Consider the following 15,125-nt stretch of genomic DNA (forward strand, 5'->3'; position numbering starts at 1 on the left):
GCATGGCCACCGAAGAAGCGGGAGAACCCGCAGCGTTCCGACTGCCCCGGTCGCGCCTGGCGAACGAGCGGCTGCACGCCCTGATCCCCGGGGGCGCGCACACCTACGCCAAGGGCGACGACCAGTACCCCGAGGGCCTGGCCCCGGTCATCAGCCACGGCCGCGGTGCCCACGTGTGGGACATCGACGGCAACCGCTACATCGAGTACGGCTCCGGCCTGCGGTCGGTCAGCCTCGGCCACGCCCACCCACGCGTGAACGAGGCGGTGCGACGGGAACTCGACCGCGGCAGCAACTTCGTCCGGCCGTCCATCGTGGAGGTCGAGGCCGCGGAACGCTTCCTGGCCACGGTACCGACCGCCGAGATGGTGAAGTTCGCGAAGAACGGCTCCGACGCCACCACCGCCGCGGTACGCCTCGCCCGCGCCGCCACCGGGCGCCCGCGGGTGGCCGTCTGCGCCGACCACCCGTTCTTCTCCGTCGACGACTGGTTCATCGGCACCACGCCGATGTCCGCGGGCATCCCGGCGGCGACCGCAGAGCTCACCGTTTCCTTCCCGTACGGGGACCTGGCCGCCGCGGAGGAACTGCTGACCCGGTACGAGGACGAGGTGGCCTGCCTGATCCTCGAACCCACCGGGCACACCGAACCTTCCCCGAGCTCTCAACTCCGTTCGAGCAGGGGAGACCCCGATCCCGGCTATCTCGCCGCTCTGCGCGAACTGGCCGACCGGCACGGCTGCGTCCTGATCTTCGACGAGATGATCACCGGCTTCCGCTGGTCCGAGGCGGGCGCCCAGGGCCTGTACGGCGTCGTGCCCGACCTCTCCACGTTCGGCAAGGCGCTGGGCAACGGGTTCGCCGTCTCCGCACTGGCCGGGCGCCGCGAGCTGATGGAGCGGGGTGGGCTGCGCCACTCCCACGAGCGGGTGTTCCTGCTGTCCACCACACACGGCGCGGAGACGCACGCGCTGGCCGCCGCGATGGCCGTGCAGGCCACCTACGTCGAGGAGGGCATCACCGCGCGGCTGCACGGCCTCGGCGAACGTTTGGCCGCCGGTGTCCGCGACGCCGCGGCCGGCATGGGCGTCGGCGACCACGTCATCGTCCGGGGCCGGGCCAGCAACCTGGTCTTCGCCACCCTCGACGAGAACCGGCAGCCGTCGCAGCAGTACCGCACCCTGTTCCTGCGCCGGCTGCTCGCAGGCGGGGTACTGGCACCGTCGTTCGTGGTGAGCAGCGCGCTCGACGAGGCGGACATCGACCACACCATCGACGTGGTGGCCCAGGCGTGTGCGGTGTACCGGAAGGCGCTGGACGCCGGGGACCCGGCGCCCTGGATGGCCGGGCGGCCGGTGAAGCCTGTATTCCGGCGCTTGGCGTGACGTGAGGTGGCTGACGCAGCGTCAGTGACGCCCTTGACGACCGTTGTCGGCCACCCGGTCGACCAGCCAAGCGGTCACCGGTATCACCACCAGCGCGGTGCACCAGCCGCCGAGAACGTCGGTCGGGTAGTGCGCGCCCAGGGCGACCTGGGCCCAGCCCATGGCGGCGCCGGCGACGAGTGCCGCGCCGAGCACGAGTGACAGGCCGGCCGCCCTTCCGAGGCCGAGCCGGCCGGTCGCGGACAGCGCCACCACGAGGGCGAGCGCGGTGAGGAAGGCGGTGTGCCCGCTCGGATAGGACAGGTTTCCGTCCCCGTGAATGGTGCGCCCCACGAGCGGCTTGAGCAGCGTCGCCGTCCCCACGGTGATTCCGGTCCCGGCAACGACGGACACCGCCGCGCGAGGGCACCGGAGCAGCAAGCAACCCGCCACCGCGACCACGGCCAACGCCGCCGCTCCGGCCGGCTCTCCCAGGGAGTCGATGGCCAGAGCGACGCACCGCCACGGCGGCTGCACGGGATCCGCCGTCGGCTGGACGATCCACCTGTCCACCGTGCCGGGCTCGCCGTGCCCGGCGTACAGCACCCCGAGCACGACGACCACCAGCGTGGCGGGGACGGCGATCAGCCCGAGGCACGCGCGCAGCAACGGAGGCGGCACCGCAGGCGCCGGCCGGCCGGTCATACACCCACCGGCCGCCCCGCGGTCGCTTGCCGGCTCCGGGCTCCGGCGCCGCGGGACACGGTCGGCCGAGCAGCGGTGATCCCTACGATCCTGCTTCGGTCTCTCCGCCATACAGCATCCCTCCGACGCCCGAGGAGTACGGATGCCCGCCCCCCGTACAGCCATGTGCACTCTAGGCATGGGACGTGTACTGCGTCCTCTTCGCCGGCAGCAACCCGGTTGTTGCCGACAGGCCCCGTATCGGGCCTCAGCGCCGGGCCAGCGCCAGCATGCTCAGGCCGAACATCAGGACACCCAGAGGGATATGGAGCGACGGTACGTGCGCGATGCCCAGGACGACCTGGAGCGAGGCGAGTGCGAGGAACCCTGAGGCGTGCCGGACCGGCCGGAGCGAGCCGCCGCCCCACTTCCACGCCAGCACCGCCGCGAGCACGTACAACATCGACGCCCCGTACATCACCCGGGCTCCGACACCGTGCAGCGTCTCTCCGTACGACGAGGTCAGCAGCACCCCGGCAGAGACCGCCTGGAGGAAGATGGTCAGAGTCTGCAGGGCGATCGCGATCCGCAGGAACGAGGTGCTGCGTTGTCTGTTCGCCGTCACCTGAGTGGCCATGTCGCCGTCCCCTTTTCCGCCCTCGGGCAGTAGCTCGATAAGGTCTCACCAGTCCGACGACGTGGGCCTGCAAAAGGTAAGGCGAGGGGCGGCCGGAAGTATGGGGACTGTCGGTACCAGCCCGGAGGAGACAGTCGGCGACCGACGCCAACTGATCAATGTCGCCTACCGGTTGCTCGGTTCATTGACCGAGGCCGAGGACGCCGTACAGGATGCCTACGCGCGCTGGTACGGGCTGCCGCGAAGCCGACAGCAGGAAATCCTGTCTCCCGGCGCCTGGCTGACGACGGCGACCAGCCGCATCTGCCTGGACCTGCTCGGCTCGGCGCGGGCCCGCCGGGAACGCTATGTCGGCGCGTGGCTGCCCGAGCCGCTGCCCGACCGCACCGAGTGGGACCGCGCGGGCGGCGCCGGATCCACCGGCTCCGCAGACCCGGCCGACCAGATCGTCGTGGACGAGTCGGTGGCCATGGCCTTCCTCGTCGTCCTGGAGTCGATGACGCCCGCCGAGCGGGTGGCGTTCGTCCTGCACGACGTCTTCCGGTACCCGTTCGCCGAGATCGCCGGCGTTCTCGACCGGTCCCCCGCGGCCTGCAAGCAACTGGCGGCTTCCGCCCGGCGGCGGGCGAGCGCCGCGCACACTCCGGTGACGGCGACCGGCCGGGCCGACGTGGTCAGACACGTCAAAGAGGCATGGAAGGCCAAGGACATCGCAACCCTCGTCGGTCTCCTCGACCCGGCCGCCGTGATGACCGCCGACGGCGGCGGCAAGGCCGGCACCGTCCTGCGCCCGGTCGAGGGCGGGGCGCGCATCGCCCAGTACATGATCGCCATGGCCGGCAGGACGCCGGGCCTCGAACTCCTGGAGCGGTCGGTCAATGGTGCGCCCGGCCTGGTGGCCCAGCGTGCCGGCGTCGTCGCGACCGTGGCCTCGTTCGACGTCTCCGACGGGCGCGTCACCCGGATCTGGGCGATCCGCAACCCGGAAAAACTGCGGCCGTGGCACGGAAGGGCTGACTAGCGGGAGTTCCGGGCGGCAGAGCGGTCGGTCTGCCACGGTGGGCGCGGCAGCGGCCCTGGGCGCTGCCGCACGTGGCCTGCCGTCTAAGGTGCGGCAATGACCTCGGAAAGCTATCTCTCGAACCTGTTCTCGCTGGACGGGCTGGTCGCCGTGGTGACCGGCGGCAGTTCCGGCATCGGCCGTGCCATCGCCGGTGCCCTCGCCCGTTCCGGCGCGAGTGTGGTGGTCGTGGCGCGCAAGGAGGCGGAACTCGCCGCCACGGTCGACGAGCTGACGGCCGACGGCTGCCGCGCGGCCTGGGTGAGCGCCGACCTCGGCACCCGGGAGGCCACACGCGCGGCGGCCGAGGCGGCCGCCGCGGTGTTCGGTGAGCCGGACATCCTCGTCAACTCCGCCGGGGTCAATCTGCGGCCGCCGATGAGCGAGCTGGACGACGCGGTGTGGGACACCACGATGGCGGTGAACCTGGAGGCGCCTTTCGTGCTGGGGCAGCGGTTCGGCCCCGGCATGGCCGAGCGGGGCTTCGGGCGGATCATCCACGTCACGTCCCAGCAGGCGCACCGGGCGTTCGTCCAGAGCGGTGCGTACGGGGTGTCCAAGGGGGGACTGGAATCGCTGGCCCGCTCCCAGGCCGAGGCGTGGTCGCCGTACGGCGTCACCTGCAACACGCTCGTGCCGGGCGTCGTCCTGACGCCGCTCAACGCCCGGCTGGCGGCCGATCCGGAGAAGGTGTCGGCGCTGGCCGCCCGCACCCTGGTCGGGCGCAACGGCCTCGCCGGGGACTTCTCGGGCGCCGCGGTCTTTCTGGCGAGCCGCGCCTCGGCCTACGTCACCGGGCAGTCGCTGTTCGTGGACGGCGGTCTGTCCGTCCACTGAGCCGGCGCGTACGGTGAAGGCGGACGCCGAAGGAGTGGCACATGAACCACTGCACGCCCGAGAGGCCGGGATCCTGATGGACACCACGGAGGCCGGGGGGCCGGAGCCGGTCACCGGGCGCATCGCGCTGACGCCGGCGGCCGAGGAACTGATCCGCCGGCTCCGCGCGGCGCACGGACCACTGATGTTCCACCAGTCGGGCGGCTGCTGCGACGGCAGTTCGCCGATGTGCTACCCGGCGGGCGAATTCCGTACGGGCGCGTCGGACGTGCTGCTCGGGCGGCTGCCGGTGGCCGGCGTCGCGGAGGCGGTGGACTTCTGGATGTCCGCGGACCAGTTCGCGCGCTGGCGGCACACGCATCTGACGGTGGATGTCGTGCCGGGACGCGGCGGGGGCTTCTCCCTCGAAGCACCCGAGGGCGTGCGCTTCCTGATCCGCTCGCGGCTGTTCACCGACGAGGAACGGGCGCGGCTGGGCGACTGAGCTGCGGCCGGGCTTCCGCACGATGCTGGTGAGGCCCCGCGCACGGGGGATGACGCGGGGCCTCACCTAGTGGAACGAGCGAAGGGGGCCGGGGGTTCCGATCGGGACGGAATTCCCCGAAAGTTTTTCCGCGGCCCCACGGTGCGTGCCTATGGCCACCCGGCGATCACCCGCGGCGTCGGCGACCTGAGCGCGGCGGAGCGCACCGTCGAGGGCCCCGGAAGGGGTCACGCCTCGTCGTCCACCAGACGCTCCAGCATGTCCTGGAACTCGATGTCCACGACCACCCGCAGCCCGTCGCCGTCCGGCTCGCTCAGCCGCGTCATCTCGCCGCGCCGCCACCAGAACACATTGGGGCTGATCGCCCCCGCCGCGTCCTCGTGACCCGCCGCGGCGAACTGCGCCATCGCCTGGAGGGCCGGAACGACCTGTGAGTCCTGGATGGGGTGGAAGGCGAGCTGGTGGCGGAAGGGCAGCGCGACCAGCGCGCCGTCCGCGGTCAGCGGCGTGCCCATGATCCGCTGGACCAGGTCGTCCAGGACCAGCACCCGGCTGGCGGTGAAGAACGAGTCGCCCAGCACCACCTCGAAGGTCGAGCCGTCACCGCGCCGTACCGTCTCGTGTCCCTCGACCGGCAGCGCGCGCAGGTTGTTCAGCGCCCTGATCCGCAGCTCGGGCACCTCGCCGAGGTCCGTCAGCGAGTCCTCGCTGAGCATCTGTACGGCCTCCGGCAGGTCCAGGGCGAGCACCTCGCGCAAGCCGGGGGCCGGCGCGCGCCCGTACCGGAAGGAGTCCGCGGGCGGCAGCGTCTCCTCGGCGACCACCCGCGGGAACAGGCGGGCCCGGATCTCGTCCTCCGACAGCGTCTCCATCGGCTGCGGCCCGTCCATCGTGCGCAGCACCTTGCCCACGTGGTCGCGGATCATGGCGGGCCAGACGCGCTCGCCGCGCCGGTCGCGGTGGCAGATCGCGGCGAGGTTGCCGAGCCCGAACTGCCGGCCGGCGGAGTCGGCGACCAGACCGGCGTACACCGTGACCTCCAGGCCGCGTTCGGCGAACGCCTGGCGGACCTGTGACCGGAAGACGCCGCCCTCCCGCTCGGAGAAGAAGGAGAACTCCCCGTCGCGCGGGGCTTCGCGCGGATCCCGCTTCGGTCCTCGGCGGAACAGGCCCATCTCTTCCTCCCGGCGACGGCCACGATGCCGCCGATCGTAACGGGTGCGCCGGGGCGCTCGACCCGCTCCCCGGCCCGGCTCCCCCGCCGCGCCGCAGCCCGGCCGGCCGGGGACCCACCCGGTCATCCTGCCCAGGACGGCGGCCGGTCATGGCGCCCGCGAGCAGCGGAAACGAGGCGTGGGCGGGCTCGCCCGGTGCCGCCGTCCCCCAGCGCGGTACGCTGCGGTGCCCGCCCACGGCGCTCCGCTGCCGGGCGGGCTCCGCACGTCGTACGCGGCTCGCCCGCCCTCCCGCCGCCCCGGCACGACCGGCCGTCCCGCGCCTGCGTCACCGGCGGGAATGCGACGTCCGAATCCCGCCAGCCGTGACGCCCGCGCGGCAGCACAGTGGGAGGTGACGGATGAGCCGGTGAACGGCGCGAGAGCACAGAGAAAGGGGCCGGACGATGACGGCCACGACGGTCCACACGACGCTCGACAGCCCGCTCGGGGAAGTGCTGTTGGTGGGCGAACGGTCCGCCACCGCACCGGGCGGCACCGCGCTGGCCTCCCTGTCCGTTCCGGACCAGAAGGGCGGCGCCACGGTGCAACCCGGCTGGACCCACGACCCGGCGGCCTTCACGGAGATCGCCGCACAGCTCACCGCCTACTTCGACGGCCGGCGCACCCGCTTCGACATCGCGTACGTGCCCGCAGGGTCCCCCTTCCAGCAGCGCGTCTGGCAGGCCCTGGAAGCCATCCCGTACGGCGAGACCTTCACGTACGGCGACATCGCGGCCCGCATCGGGGCCCCTCGCGCCGCGGTGCGCGCCGTCGGCACCGCCATCGGCCGCAACCCGCTGCTGGTCGTCCGCCCCTGCCACCGCGTCATCGGCGCCAACGGCACTCTCACCGGTTACGCGGGCGGCCTGCACCGCAAGGAACAGCTGCTGCGCCTCGAAGGGGCGGCATGCGTGGCAGGGCCTCTCACGGCCTGACCCTGCGCTGTTTCCGCCCGCCGCTCCTCCCTTCCCCCCACCACCCGCGGACGCGGGCCGGGAGGAGCGGCCGGGCAGCGGCTGGACCCGGGTCGGGCGATCCCCCGCATCACCCGACCCAGGCAGCCTCGACCGGAACCCATCCCGCTGCGGGACGGTTTCCGAAGCCCTGCCGAGTATATTGGCTCCGGGCCAGTCAACGCAGGGGCTATGCCATGACCGTTTTCGAATGGCCCCTTCCGCGGCCTTCAGGACCCGGCGCAGACCAGCACACAGCCCGCTTTCCGGCACGACAGGCACAGCCGCCACACCCGTTTTCGTACACTTGAACTAATCGGTGGTGGCGACAGGCCGCCGTGACGGGTGAAGGGGCGGGACGTGAGTGGTACGGAGGGCCTCGCAGCGGTCGGCGAGGGGGCGTACGCGCTGCGCAATGTGGGCAGCGGCCTGCTGCTGGAGGTCGAGGACGGCCGCAAGGGCAGCGGGGCGAACGTGCGGCAGGGCAAGGACGACGGCTCGCCGGGCCAGCTGTGGCGGATCACCGAGGTGCACCCGGGCAGCGGGCTCCGGCACCTGACCAATGTGGGCAGCGGCAAGCGCCTGGACGTCACCGGCGCCTCCACCGAGAACGGCGCCAACGTCCAGCAGTGGAAGGCCAACAACTACGGGGCGCAGGAGTGGCTGCTGGAGCAGCATGTGGACGCGCCCGGCACCTTCACCCTGACCAACTACGCCAGTGGTCTGCTGCTGGAGGTCGCCGACGACAGCACGGAGCCGGGGGCCAATGTCCAGCAGTGGGAGGACCAGGACCGTGCGGGCCAGTGGTGGACGCTGGAGCGCCGCTGAACGCCTGTACCGCCCGAGAGACCGCCGGACGGGCCGCCGGGAAACCGCCCCTCAGAACCCGGCGGCGCGCTCGATGCGGTCGAGCAGCCGGTGCCGGCGTACGGCATGGGCGAAGTCCGGCGCGTGGCGGGTGCCGGCCGTGAGGTCGGCCCGGATCTGCTCGTAGGCGTGGGCCACGGTGTACGCCACCTCCGTGCTGCGGCCGGCGAGCGCGGGCAGCGTGGAGTACGCGGCGGGCACCGGCAGTTCCGCGAGCCCGGTGGCCTCGCCGCGGGCGCCGTACACAGTGACCTGACCGAATTGCAGGTGGCCGGAGTCCCCGGTGATCAGCCGGTCGCCGTCGGTGCCGTTGATCTCCCAGTGGAAGTTGGTGGCGCGGGACAGGCCGCCGCGGAAGTGGACCGAGGCCACCGCACCCCCTTCGAGTACGCCGTTGACGGCGATCTGGTCCGGCACGTCCATCCGCGCCGGCTCGCCGGTCACCTCGTTGCGCACCTTCGGGCGGCGGGTCGCCATCGTGGCGCCGAGGTCGGTGAACTCGCCGAGCACCATGGTGACGGCGTCGATGGTGTGGCCGAAGGGGATGGTGAGGAGGGAGCCGCCGTTGGCCCGGTCGAGGAGGTAGGCGCCGCCCGGCTCGAACTCCGCTCCCCAGCGGCGCCCGGAGGCGACGATGCTGGTGGACAGGACCTCGCCCACGTACCCGTCGGCGATCAGGTCCCGTACGTAGCGGATCGGCGGCGCGGAGCGGGCCTGGAGGCCGACGAAGGTGCGGACGCCCCTGGTCTCGGCGACGGCGGCCAGTTCCTCGGTCTCGGCGAGGCCGTTGCCCAGCGGCCATTCGCTGAGCACCATCTTCCCGGCGTCGAGGGCTGCCAGGGCCAGTTCGCGGTGGTGCGGGACCTTCACGGCGACGACGACGAGATCCACCTCGTCGCGCCGTACGAGTTCCGCGGCGCTGCCGAAGGCCAGCGGAATGCCGTACTTCTCCCCCGCGGCCCGCGCCGACCGCGGTGTACTGGCGGACAGGGCGCGGACCTCGAACCCCGGCACGGCGGCGAGCGCGGGCAGGTGCGCGCGGGCGGCCCAGCCGCCGGAGGCGCTGAGGCCGATGATGCCGACGCCGATCGGGGCGGTGGGGGCGTGCGAGGGCATGGCGGAGTCCTTTCACCGGGGTACGGGCGGTGCCGCACCGGGTCGAGCGGTGATCACGACGGTAACCCATGTTCGCGCCAAAGTGAACATACCCTTCGACGGCGGCCCCGGTGAGCAATACTGGGCGCATGGCCAGCCGTACGTCCTCCCCGCTGCTCCACCCCGACGAGCGGGACTTCGACCTGTTCACCGTCATGAGCGCACTCACCGACCCGGTCCGGCTGAGCATCGTCCTCAGGCTCGCCGACGAGCCGGCGGTGCCCTGCGGCACCTTCGACCTGCCCATCGCCAAGTCCGCCCTCAGCCGGCACTTGCGGGTACTGCGCGAGGCGGGCGTCATCAGCCAGCGCGACGAAGGCACCCGGCGGGTCAACTCCCTGCGCACACAGGAGCTGGACCGGCGTTTTCCCGGCCTGCTCGCCCTCGTACTGAAGGAAGGCGCCAAGAAGGAGTACGCCCGGCGTGACATGCCGCAGCCGGTACCCGCCTGACCGCATCACCCGTTCCCGAACGCCGCGCCGCGCCCCCTTCCGCCGGGACGCGGCGCTTTTTCGCTTGCTGTTCCTAGGGCCCCTAGGGTAAACCTATGACCCCTAGGAACAGCGAGGAGGGCACATGGCGCGGGCCGGACTGACGACAGAGCGGGTGACGAGCGCGGGCGCCGAGCTGGCGGACGAGGTCGGACTCGACCGGGTGACCATGTCGCAGCTGGCGCGACGGCTCGGCGTCAAGGACGCGAGCCTGTACACGCACGTGCGCGGCCTGGAGGACCTGCGCGGACGGATCGCGCTGCTGGCGGCGGACGAGAAGACCATCCGCATCGCGGAGGCGACCGCCGGGCGCGCGGGCAAGGAAGCGCTGGTCGCGTTCGCCAACGCCTGGCGGGAGTACGCCCATCGGCATCCGGGCCGCTATATGGCGACACAGACGCCGATCCCCATCGACCCCGAGCTGGCCGCGCAGGCGCCCGGCCCGCGGCGCGCGGTCGAGCTGACGTACGGCATGCTGCGCGGCTACGGCCTGGCCGAACCCGATCTGACCGACGCGGTCCGGCTGTTGCGCAGCACGTTCCACGGCTTCGTCGCCCTGGAGGCCGCCGGCGGGTTCGCGCACGAGCGTTCACCGCAGCGGTCCTGGGACCGCACCCTCGACGCCCTGCACGCCCTCCTGGAGCACTGGCCCTCGTCCCGAGAAGGAGACTCCGCATGACCGGCCCGACCATTGGCAGCCTGCGCGTGAACGGCGCGACCCTGCACTACGAGGTGCGCGGCCGGGGCCCGCTCCTGCTGCTGATACCCGGCGGCACGGGCGGCGCGGCAGCCTTCGACGGGATCGCCGACGACCTGGCCGCCACGTACACCGTCGCGGCCTACGGCCCGCGGGGCATGTCCCGGAGCCCGCTGGACGACCCGGAGGCGGAGCAGCGGGTCGCCGAACACGCCGACGACGCGCTGCGGATGCTGGACCTGCTGTCGCCCGGTGAACCGGCCCGGGTGTTCGGTGCCAGTTCGGGCGCCATCGCCGCCCTGCACCTGCTCACCGCCCACCCCGAACGCGTCGAGCGCGTCGTGGCGCACGAGCCGCCGGTGGTGGAGGTCCTGCCGGACGCCCCCGCGCACCGCGCACTCGTCGCGCGTGTGCGGGAGACGTTCCGTACGCAGGGGCTCATGCCGGCGATGGCCGTGTTCGCCGCGGGGCTGAAGGAGGACGGCGGCAGCCCCGAGCCGGCGCCCGCGCTTCCGCCGCAGGCCGCGGCGCGGGCCGAGCGGACGCTGGGCGACCTGCCGTACTTCATCGGCCGCATCGTCCCCGGCTTCATGTCCTACGTCCCGGATCTCGACCGGCTGCAAGCGCTGTCGGACCGGCTCGTACTCGCCTGCGGCCGGGACTCGCGCGGGGAGCTGCCCCACCGTACGGCTGCCTTCCTGGCCGAGCGGTTCGGTACGGAGCTGCGGCACTTTCCCGGCGGGCACATCGGACTGACCACTCATCCCGCCGAGTTCGGTGAGGCCCTCGGGAAGGCTCTCCGCGCGTAGCCGCCGGGCGAGGGCAGCGGCCAATGGGCGCTCCCCCTCCCGGCGTTGGCCGGCAGGGGGAGCGCGGGAGCCTTCTCCGTACGGATGTCCGCGGCGGGGCTGACGTCAGCCGTCCGCGCACAGGCCTGTGCGGAGCTTTCGGAGGGTACGGGCCAGCAGCCGGGACACGTGCATCTGGGAGATGCCGAGCGCCTCCCCTATCTTCGACTGGGTCATTTCGCGGCCGAACCGCATTTCGATGATCTGGCGCTCCCGCTCGTCCAGTTCCTGGATCAGCGGGGCGAGGGCGTGCAGGTTCTCGACGGTCTCGATGGCCGGGTCGGCCTCGCCCATGGTGTCGGCCACCGTACGGGCCTTGCCGTTCACGGAGCCGTCGTCCGACTGCTCGTTGGGCGAGTCCAGGGAGCCGGCGGCGTAACCGTTGGCGGCGATGAGGCCGTCCAGGACCTCTTCCTCGGTGATCTCCAAGTGGGCGGCCAGGTCCTTGACCGTGGGGTCGCGGTCGAGGGTGCCGGCGAGCTGCTCCTTGGCCTTGGCGATGTCGACCCGCAGTTCCTGGAGCCGGCGCGGCACGTGCACCGCCCAGCTGGTGTCGCGGAAGAAGCGCTTGATCTCACCGACGATGTACGGGACCGCGAAAGAGGTGAACTCCACCTCGCGGGACAGGTCGAACCGGTCGATCGCCTTGATGAGACCGATCGTGCCGACCTGGATGATGTCTTCCATCTCACCGCTGCCGCGGTTGCGGAACCGGCCGGCGGCGAACCGCACCAGCGACAGGTTCATCTCGATGAGCGTATTGCGGGCGTACTGGTATTCGTGCGTGCCCTCTTCGAGGACCTGGAGCCGGTCGAAGAACAGCTTCGACAGCTCGCGTGCGTCCCTGGGGGCGATCTTTCCCGCGTCCTCGACCCACGGCAGTCCTTCGGCAACGCCCGCTGCCCCGCCCGCCGGCCGGGCCGTGTCGGCCGCCTGGTCGAGCTCCACAGTCTGCACTGCTGCCGTTGTCATGACTCGCCCTTTCCTGTGTCGATGACGGTGCGTAGGAGCGCGTTCCCCGATCGACACCTCCCATTCCCCACAGATCAAAAACAGTCGTCACAGATGGTTGACGTGGCGACGAGTTCTGGCCAAGGGACGGCAGTCGAGCGGCCGTTGCACGAGCCCCGCAATGGGGACAAAACCACACGAGACGCTGTGAAGCGGACGCGCAGTCGTTCTCCGTCGGGCCCCTTCACGGGCGGAGCGTCGTCGGCCGCGGTGCCTGCGGGGGTGTCCCGTCGAACGCGTCCGCCGGGATGTTGGGCATGGCCTGGCTGGATATCCGGTACCGGCCTTCGAGGGGTTCCCCGGCCCGGGTCACGTGGACGGTGAGCGGGCCGGCCCATTCGTAGCCGTGTTCCGCGGCGTGCCGGGCCAGGACGTCGGTCAGCTCCTGGCCGACCTGTGCTTCCCGCTCGCCGAGTTGCTCGTGTACGGCGGGGGCGAGTTCCACTTTGTAGGCGTTGGGGACCAGCACCCGGTCCTTGCCGGCCACCACGGCGTGGCCGTCGCATTCGCGTCGCAGGTCGTCGCACAGCTCGACCGGGTCGTTGCCGAGCACCTTGTCGACCAGCGCACTTTCCCAGTGCTCCACCGTCTTTTCCATGCGCGTGAGCAATCCCATGCCGGCCGGGTGCCCGGTTCGCGGTGTCCCATTCGGCGCGCTGGGCAGCGGCGGGCGACGACCCGCGGTACGCGTGGTTCCCCGTACCGGTTACGGGTGTCGGTCCTCCGGCGGGGCGGGGGCCGCGGGCGCGGGCGGAGCCGCCGGGGCGGCGAACGGCGGCGGTTCCTCGGTCGTGGGTGACGTCGGACGGGCGGGCTGCGGAACGGCCGGAGCCGGCGGCGGCGCCGGGGCCGCGGGCGCGGCCGGGCGGGGCGGAGCAGGGATGCGGAGCTCGTCTTTTCGGTTCTCATGGGATGTGGACATGGTGTTTCCCTTTCCGGGTGTCGGGTCGGAGCGGTCGGGTGTACGGCGCGGACCGGGCCGGCGGGTCCGCGGCGGCGCGCCTGACGGGTGCGCCGCCGGTGTCCGCTACTGCGTGACGCGGCGGGCGAACGAGCGCATGGCGAGCCACACGAAGCCCGCCGCGCCCACGAGGAGGGCCAGGAGGAAGGCCCAGGACGGCATGTGGCCGACCTGGGGTGTGAGGACGGCCCGCAGTCCCTCGTTCATGTAGACCATCGGATTGAAGAGAACGGCGATCTGCAGCCAGGGCGTGCCGTCCAGCGAGGACCACGGGAAGTAGACGCAGCCGAGCATCATCGCGGGGAACATCACGAGGGTGAAGAGCACCTGGATCTGGCGCGGGTCGATCCGGGTGGCCAGGTACATGCCGATCGCGGCGGCCAGTACCGCGCCCGCCAGCAGGACGAAGACCAGCATCGGCCAGTCGGCGACCGACACGGCGGGCGCCTGGCCCTGCGCGTGCACCAGCAGCACCACCGGGAAGACCAGGAGGCCGGCGACCAGGCCCTCGACGACGGCGGAGAGGATCTTCTGCAGCCCGAGCACCCGGACGGACACCGGCGCCAGCGCCCGGTCCTCGATGGCGCCGGGCCCGGACAACTCCATGACCAGCGGGAAGGTGACGGCGGCCATCGCCTGCAAAACCATGGAGGAGCCCACCAGCCCCGGCACCATGATGGTCGAGAACGCCTCTCCCCCGGGCCCGGCCCCGCCGCCCACCTTCGGCAGCACATAGGCGAAGACGAAGACGAACAGCAGCGGCTGGATGACGATGCGTACGGCGCTCATCACGAAGTTGCGGCGCAGCACCCGGGCGTCGCGCGCCATCATGGCCGCGAAGGTGTGCAGGGCCCGGCTCCGGACGGCCGGGGCCTTGGTCAGTACGGTGGTGGTCATTCGCGGAACTCCCGTCCGGTCAGGGTCAGGAACACGGTTTCCAGGCTGGGGCTGATCTGGGACGCGTCGAGGACGGTGAGCCCGGCCTTGGCGGCCAGCGCGACCAGGTCGCTGAGCACGCCGTCGGCGTCCGTGGCGAAGACCCGTACCTGTCCGTCCGCGGCCTCCACCCGGTCGGCGCGCGCCATCGCGTGCACCGCGGCGAGGTCGAAGTCGCCGCCCTCGTAGACGACGGTGACGACGGTCTCCGCGCCGATCGAGTCGCGCAGCGCCTTGGCGCTGTCGCAGGCCAGCACCCGGCCGTGGTCGATCACGGCCAGCCGGTCGCACAGCGTCTCGGCCTCTTCCATGTGGTGCGTGGTGAGCAGGATGGTCTGCCCGTCGGCCTGGAGTCCGCGCAGGATGTCCCACAGGTGGAGGCGGGACTGCGGGTCGAGCCCGGCCGTCGGCTCGTCGAGGAAGAGCACGTCGGGACGGTGGACCAGGGCCCGCGCGATCATGACGCGTTTGAGCTGTCCGCCGGAGAGTTCGAAGACCCGCGCCCGCGCGCGGTCGGTCAGTCCGAAGAGTCCGAGCAGGTCCTGGGCCCGGGCGCGGGCGTCGCGGCGGCCGAGGCCGAAGTACCGGCCGCGGAACTCCAGGTTCTCGGCCACGGTCAGCTCGATGTCGAGGGTGTTGTCCTGCGCCGCCACGCCGATGCGCCGTTTGACCGCCACCGGGTCGGCGGCCACGTCCAGACCGCAGATCTCGGCCCGGCCCGCCGACGGGCGGACCATCGTGGTCAGCATGCCGATGGTCGTGGACTTGCCGGCGCCGTTCGGGCCGAGCAGCCCGAAGAACTCTCCTTTCGGCACGCTCAGTCCGAGGCCGCGCACGGCCTCCACCGCACCGCCCGGCCCTGGGTAACTCTTGCGCAGGCCGTCGGCGTGGATCGCCAGATTGCCGGACATCCGGGCACCTTC

General features: G+C 72.1%; 17 protein-coding genes. 9 read left to right on the top strand and 8 right to left on the bottom strand.

The window, feature by feature from the left end:
- Nucleotides 1-2 precede the first annotated feature (2 nt).
- Nucleotides 3-1,385 (top strand): glutamate-1-semialdehyde 2,1-aminomutase, encoded by a 1,383-nt coding sequence (locus tag ACH4FX_RS32000; protein ID WP_398484887.1) that lies wholly within the window; start codon nucleotides 3-5, stop codon nucleotides 1,383-1,385.
- Between the two features lie 21 nt (nucleotides 1,386-1,406).
- Here the strand turns inward: ACH4FX_RS32000 and ACH4FX_RS32005 are convergent, their stop codons facing one another.
- Together ACH4FX_RS32005 and ACH4FX_RS32010 are read right to left on the bottom strand one after the other, a co-directional pair.
- Complete coding sequence (locus ACH4FX_RS32005; protein WP_398484889.1) at nucleotides 1,407-2,069, bottom strand: phosphatase PAP2 family protein; 663 nt, start codon at nucleotides 2,067-2,069, stop codon at nucleotides 1,407-1,409.
- Between the two features lie 247 nt (nucleotides 2,070-2,316).
- Nucleotides 2,317-2,685 (bottom strand): hypothetical protein, encoded by a 369-nt coding sequence (locus tag ACH4FX_RS32010; RefSeq protein ID WP_398484891.1) that lies wholly within the window; start codon nucleotides 2,683-2,685, stop codon nucleotides 2,317-2,319.
- 100 nt (nucleotides 2,686-2,785) lie between these two features.
- On the opposite strand from ACH4FX_RS32010, the gene sigJ reads away from it, so the two are divergent.
- From sigJ to ACH4FX_RS32025, 3 genes are all read left to right on the top strand, one after another.
- Entirely contained in the window at nucleotides 2,786-3,706 is a 921-nt protein-coding gene (gene sigJ, locus ACH4FX_RS32015; RefSeq protein WP_398484893.1) for an RNA polymerase sigma factor SigJ, read from the top strand.
- Between the two features lie 96 nt (nucleotides 3,707-3,802).
- Nucleotides 3,803-4,582 (top strand): SDR family NAD(P)-dependent oxidoreductase, encoded by a 780-nt coding sequence (locus ACH4FX_RS32020; protein WP_398484895.1) that lies wholly within the window; start codon nucleotides 3,803-3,805, stop codon nucleotides 4,580-4,582.
- Between the two features lie 76 nt (nucleotides 4,583-4,658).
- Nucleotides 4,659-5,066: a DUF779 domain-containing protein gene (locus tag ACH4FX_RS32025; RefSeq protein WP_398484897.1), complete on the top strand. Its 408-nt coding sequence runs from the start codon at nucleotides 4,659-4,661 to the stop codon at nucleotides 5,064-5,066.
- Between the two features lie 227 nt (nucleotides 5,067-5,293).
- Here the strand turns inward: ACH4FX_RS32025 and ACH4FX_RS32030 are convergent, their stop codons facing one another.
- Nucleotides 5,294-6,241 carry a hypothetical protein gene (locus ACH4FX_RS32030; RefSeq protein WP_398484899.1) on the bottom strand — a complete coding sequence of 316 codons (948 nt, stop codon included), beginning with the start codon at nucleotides 6,239-6,241 and terminating at the stop codon, nucleotides 5,294-5,296.
- Nucleotides 6,242-6,687: 446 nt separating this feature from the next.
- Between ACH4FX_RS32030 and ACH4FX_RS32035 the strand changes: the two genes are divergently transcribed.
- Both ACH4FX_RS32035 and ACH4FX_RS32040 read left to right on the top strand, forming a co-directional pair.
- The gene (locus ACH4FX_RS32035; RefSeq protein WP_398484901.1) at nucleotides 6,688-7,218 is read left to right on the top strand and encodes a methylated-DNA--[protein]-cysteine S-methyltransferase; all 531 of its coding nucleotides are present in this window, start codon (nucleotides 6,688-6,690) and stop codon (nucleotides 7,216-7,218) included.
- A gap of 378 nt (nucleotides 7,219-7,596) precedes the next feature.
- The gene (locus ACH4FX_RS32040; protein WP_398484902.1) at nucleotides 7,597-8,064 is read left to right on the top strand and encodes an RICIN domain-containing protein; all 468 of its coding nucleotides are present in this window, start codon (nucleotides 7,597-7,599) and stop codon (nucleotides 8,062-8,064) included.
- A 51-nt stretch (nucleotides 8,065-8,115) separates the two neighbouring features.
- On the opposite strand, the gene ACH4FX_RS32045 is transcribed toward ACH4FX_RS32040, so the two are convergent.
- On the bottom strand, nucleotides 8,116-9,219 hold the full coding sequence (locus ACH4FX_RS32045; RefSeq protein ID WP_398484904.1) for a Gfo/Idh/MocA family protein: 1,104 nt from the start codon (nucleotides 9,217-9,219) through the stop codon (nucleotides 8,116-8,118).
- Between the two features lie 128 nt (nucleotides 9,220-9,347).
- Between ACH4FX_RS32045 and ACH4FX_RS32050 the strand changes: the two genes are divergently transcribed.
- From ACH4FX_RS32050 to ACH4FX_RS32060, 3 genes are all read left to right on the top strand, one after another.
- Complete coding sequence (locus ACH4FX_RS32050) at nucleotides 9,348-9,710, top strand: ArsR/SmtB family transcription factor (protein WP_398484906.1); 363 nt, start codon at nucleotides 9,348-9,350, stop codon at nucleotides 9,708-9,710.
- 124 nt (nucleotides 9,711-9,834) lie between these two features.
- Nucleotides 9,835-10,428: a TetR/AcrR family transcriptional regulator gene (locus ACH4FX_RS32055; protein ID WP_398484908.1), complete on the top strand. Its 594-nt coding sequence runs from the start codon at nucleotides 9,835-9,837 to the stop codon at nucleotides 10,426-10,428.
- A complete protein-coding gene (locus ACH4FX_RS32060; RefSeq protein ID WP_398484910.1) occupies nucleotides 10,425-11,255 on the top strand; it encodes an alpha/beta fold hydrolase in 831 nt (276 codons plus the stop codon). Before ACH4FX_RS32055 ends, ACH4FX_RS32060 begins: the two co-directional genes overlap by 4 nt.
- 105 nt (nucleotides 11,256-11,360) lie before the next feature.
- On the opposite strand, the gene ACH4FX_RS32065 is transcribed toward ACH4FX_RS32060, so the two are convergent.
- From ACH4FX_RS32065 to ACH4FX_RS32080, 4 genes are all read right to left on the bottom strand, one after another.
- Nucleotides 11,361-12,266 carry an RNA polymerase sigma factor SigF gene (locus ACH4FX_RS32065; RefSeq protein ID WP_398484912.1) on the bottom strand — a complete coding sequence of 302 codons (906 nt, stop codon included), beginning with the start codon at nucleotides 12,264-12,266 and terminating at the stop codon, nucleotides 11,361-11,363.
- A gap of 223 nt (nucleotides 12,267-12,489) precedes the next feature.
- Entirely contained in the window at nucleotides 12,490-12,903 is a 414-nt protein-coding gene (locus ACH4FX_RS32070; RefSeq protein ID WP_398484914.1) for a DUF3662 domain-containing protein, read from the bottom strand.
- Between the two features lie 429 nt (nucleotides 12,904-13,332).
- On the bottom strand, nucleotides 13,333-14,163 hold the full coding sequence (locus ACH4FX_RS32075) for an ABC transporter permease (RefSeq protein ID WP_398484916.1): 831 nt from the start codon (nucleotides 14,161-14,163) through the stop codon (nucleotides 13,333-13,335).
- Nucleotides 14,160-15,113: an ABC transporter ATP-binding protein gene (locus ACH4FX_RS32080; protein WP_398484918.1), complete on the bottom strand. Its 954-nt coding sequence runs from the start codon at nucleotides 15,111-15,113 to the stop codon at nucleotides 14,160-14,162. The genes ACH4FX_RS32075 and ACH4FX_RS32080 overlap by 4 nt, the downstream gene beginning before the upstream one ends.
- Between the last annotated feature and the right edge of the window lie 12 nt (nucleotides 15,114-15,125).

Origin of the sequence: Streptomyces sp. NPDC018019, assembly GCF_044327805.1 — a bacterium.
GTDB lineage: Bacteria > Actinomycetota > Actinomycetes > Streptomycetales > Streptomycetaceae > Streptomyces.

Coding starts and splice junctions, on each gene's coding strand:
- ACH4FX_RS32000 (WP_398484887.1), top strand. CDS start 3: ATGGCCACCGAAGAAGCGGGAGAACCCGCAGCGTTCCGACTGCCCCGG.
- ACH4FX_RS32005 (WP_398484889.1), bottom strand. CDS start 2,069: ATGACCGGCCGGCCGGCGCCTGCGGTGCCGCCTCCGTTGCTGCGCGCG.
- ACH4FX_RS32010 (WP_398484891.1), bottom strand. CDS start 2,685: ATGGCCACTCAGGTGACGGCGAACAGACAACGCAGCACCTCGTTCCTG.
- sigJ (WP_398484893.1), top strand. CDS start 2,786: ATGGGGACTGTCGGTACCAGCCCGGAGGAGACAGTCGGCGACCGACGC.
- ACH4FX_RS32020 (WP_398484895.1), top strand. CDS start 3,803: ATGACCTCGGAAAGCTATCTCTCGAACCTGTTCTCGCTGGACGGGCTG.
- ACH4FX_RS32025 (WP_398484897.1), top strand. CDS start 4,659: ATGGACACCACGGAGGCCGGGGGGCCGGAGCCGGTCACCGGGCGCATC.
- ACH4FX_RS32030 (WP_398484899.1), bottom strand. CDS start 6,241: ATGGGCCTGTTCCGCCGAGGACCGAAGCGGGATCCGCGCGAAGCCCCG.
- ACH4FX_RS32035 (WP_398484901.1), top strand. CDS start 6,688: ATGACGGCCACGACGGTCCACACGACGCTCGACAGCCCGCTCGGGGAA.
- ACH4FX_RS32045 (WP_398484904.1), bottom strand. CDS start 9,219: ATGCCCTCGCACGCCCCCACCGCCCCGATCGGCGTCGGCATCATCGGC.
- ACH4FX_RS32050 (WP_398484906.1), top strand. CDS start 9,348: ATGGCCAGCCGTACGTCCTCCCCGCTGCTCCACCCCGACGAGCGGGAC.
- ACH4FX_RS32055 (WP_398484908.1), top strand. CDS start 9,835: ATGGCGCGGGCCGGACTGACGACAGAGCGGGTGACGAGCGCGGGCGCC.
- ACH4FX_RS32060 (WP_398484910.1), top strand. CDS start 10,425: ATGACCGGCCCGACCATTGGCAGCCTGCGCGTGAACGGCGCGACCCTG.
- ACH4FX_RS32065 (WP_398484912.1), bottom strand. CDS start 12,266: ATGACAACGGCAGCAGTGCAGACTGTGGAGCTCGACCAGGCGGCCGAC.
- ACH4FX_RS32070 (WP_398484914.1), bottom strand. CDS start 12,903: ATGGAAAAGACGGTGGAGCACTGGGAAAGTGCGCTGGTCGACAAGGTG.
- ACH4FX_RS32075 (WP_398484916.1), bottom strand. CDS start 14,163: ATGACCACCACCGTACTGACCAAGGCCCCGGCCGTCCGGAGCCGGGCC.
- ACH4FX_RS32080 (WP_398484918.1), bottom strand. CDS start 15,113: ATGTCCGGCAATCTGGCGATCCACGCCGACGGCCTGCGCAAGAGTTAC.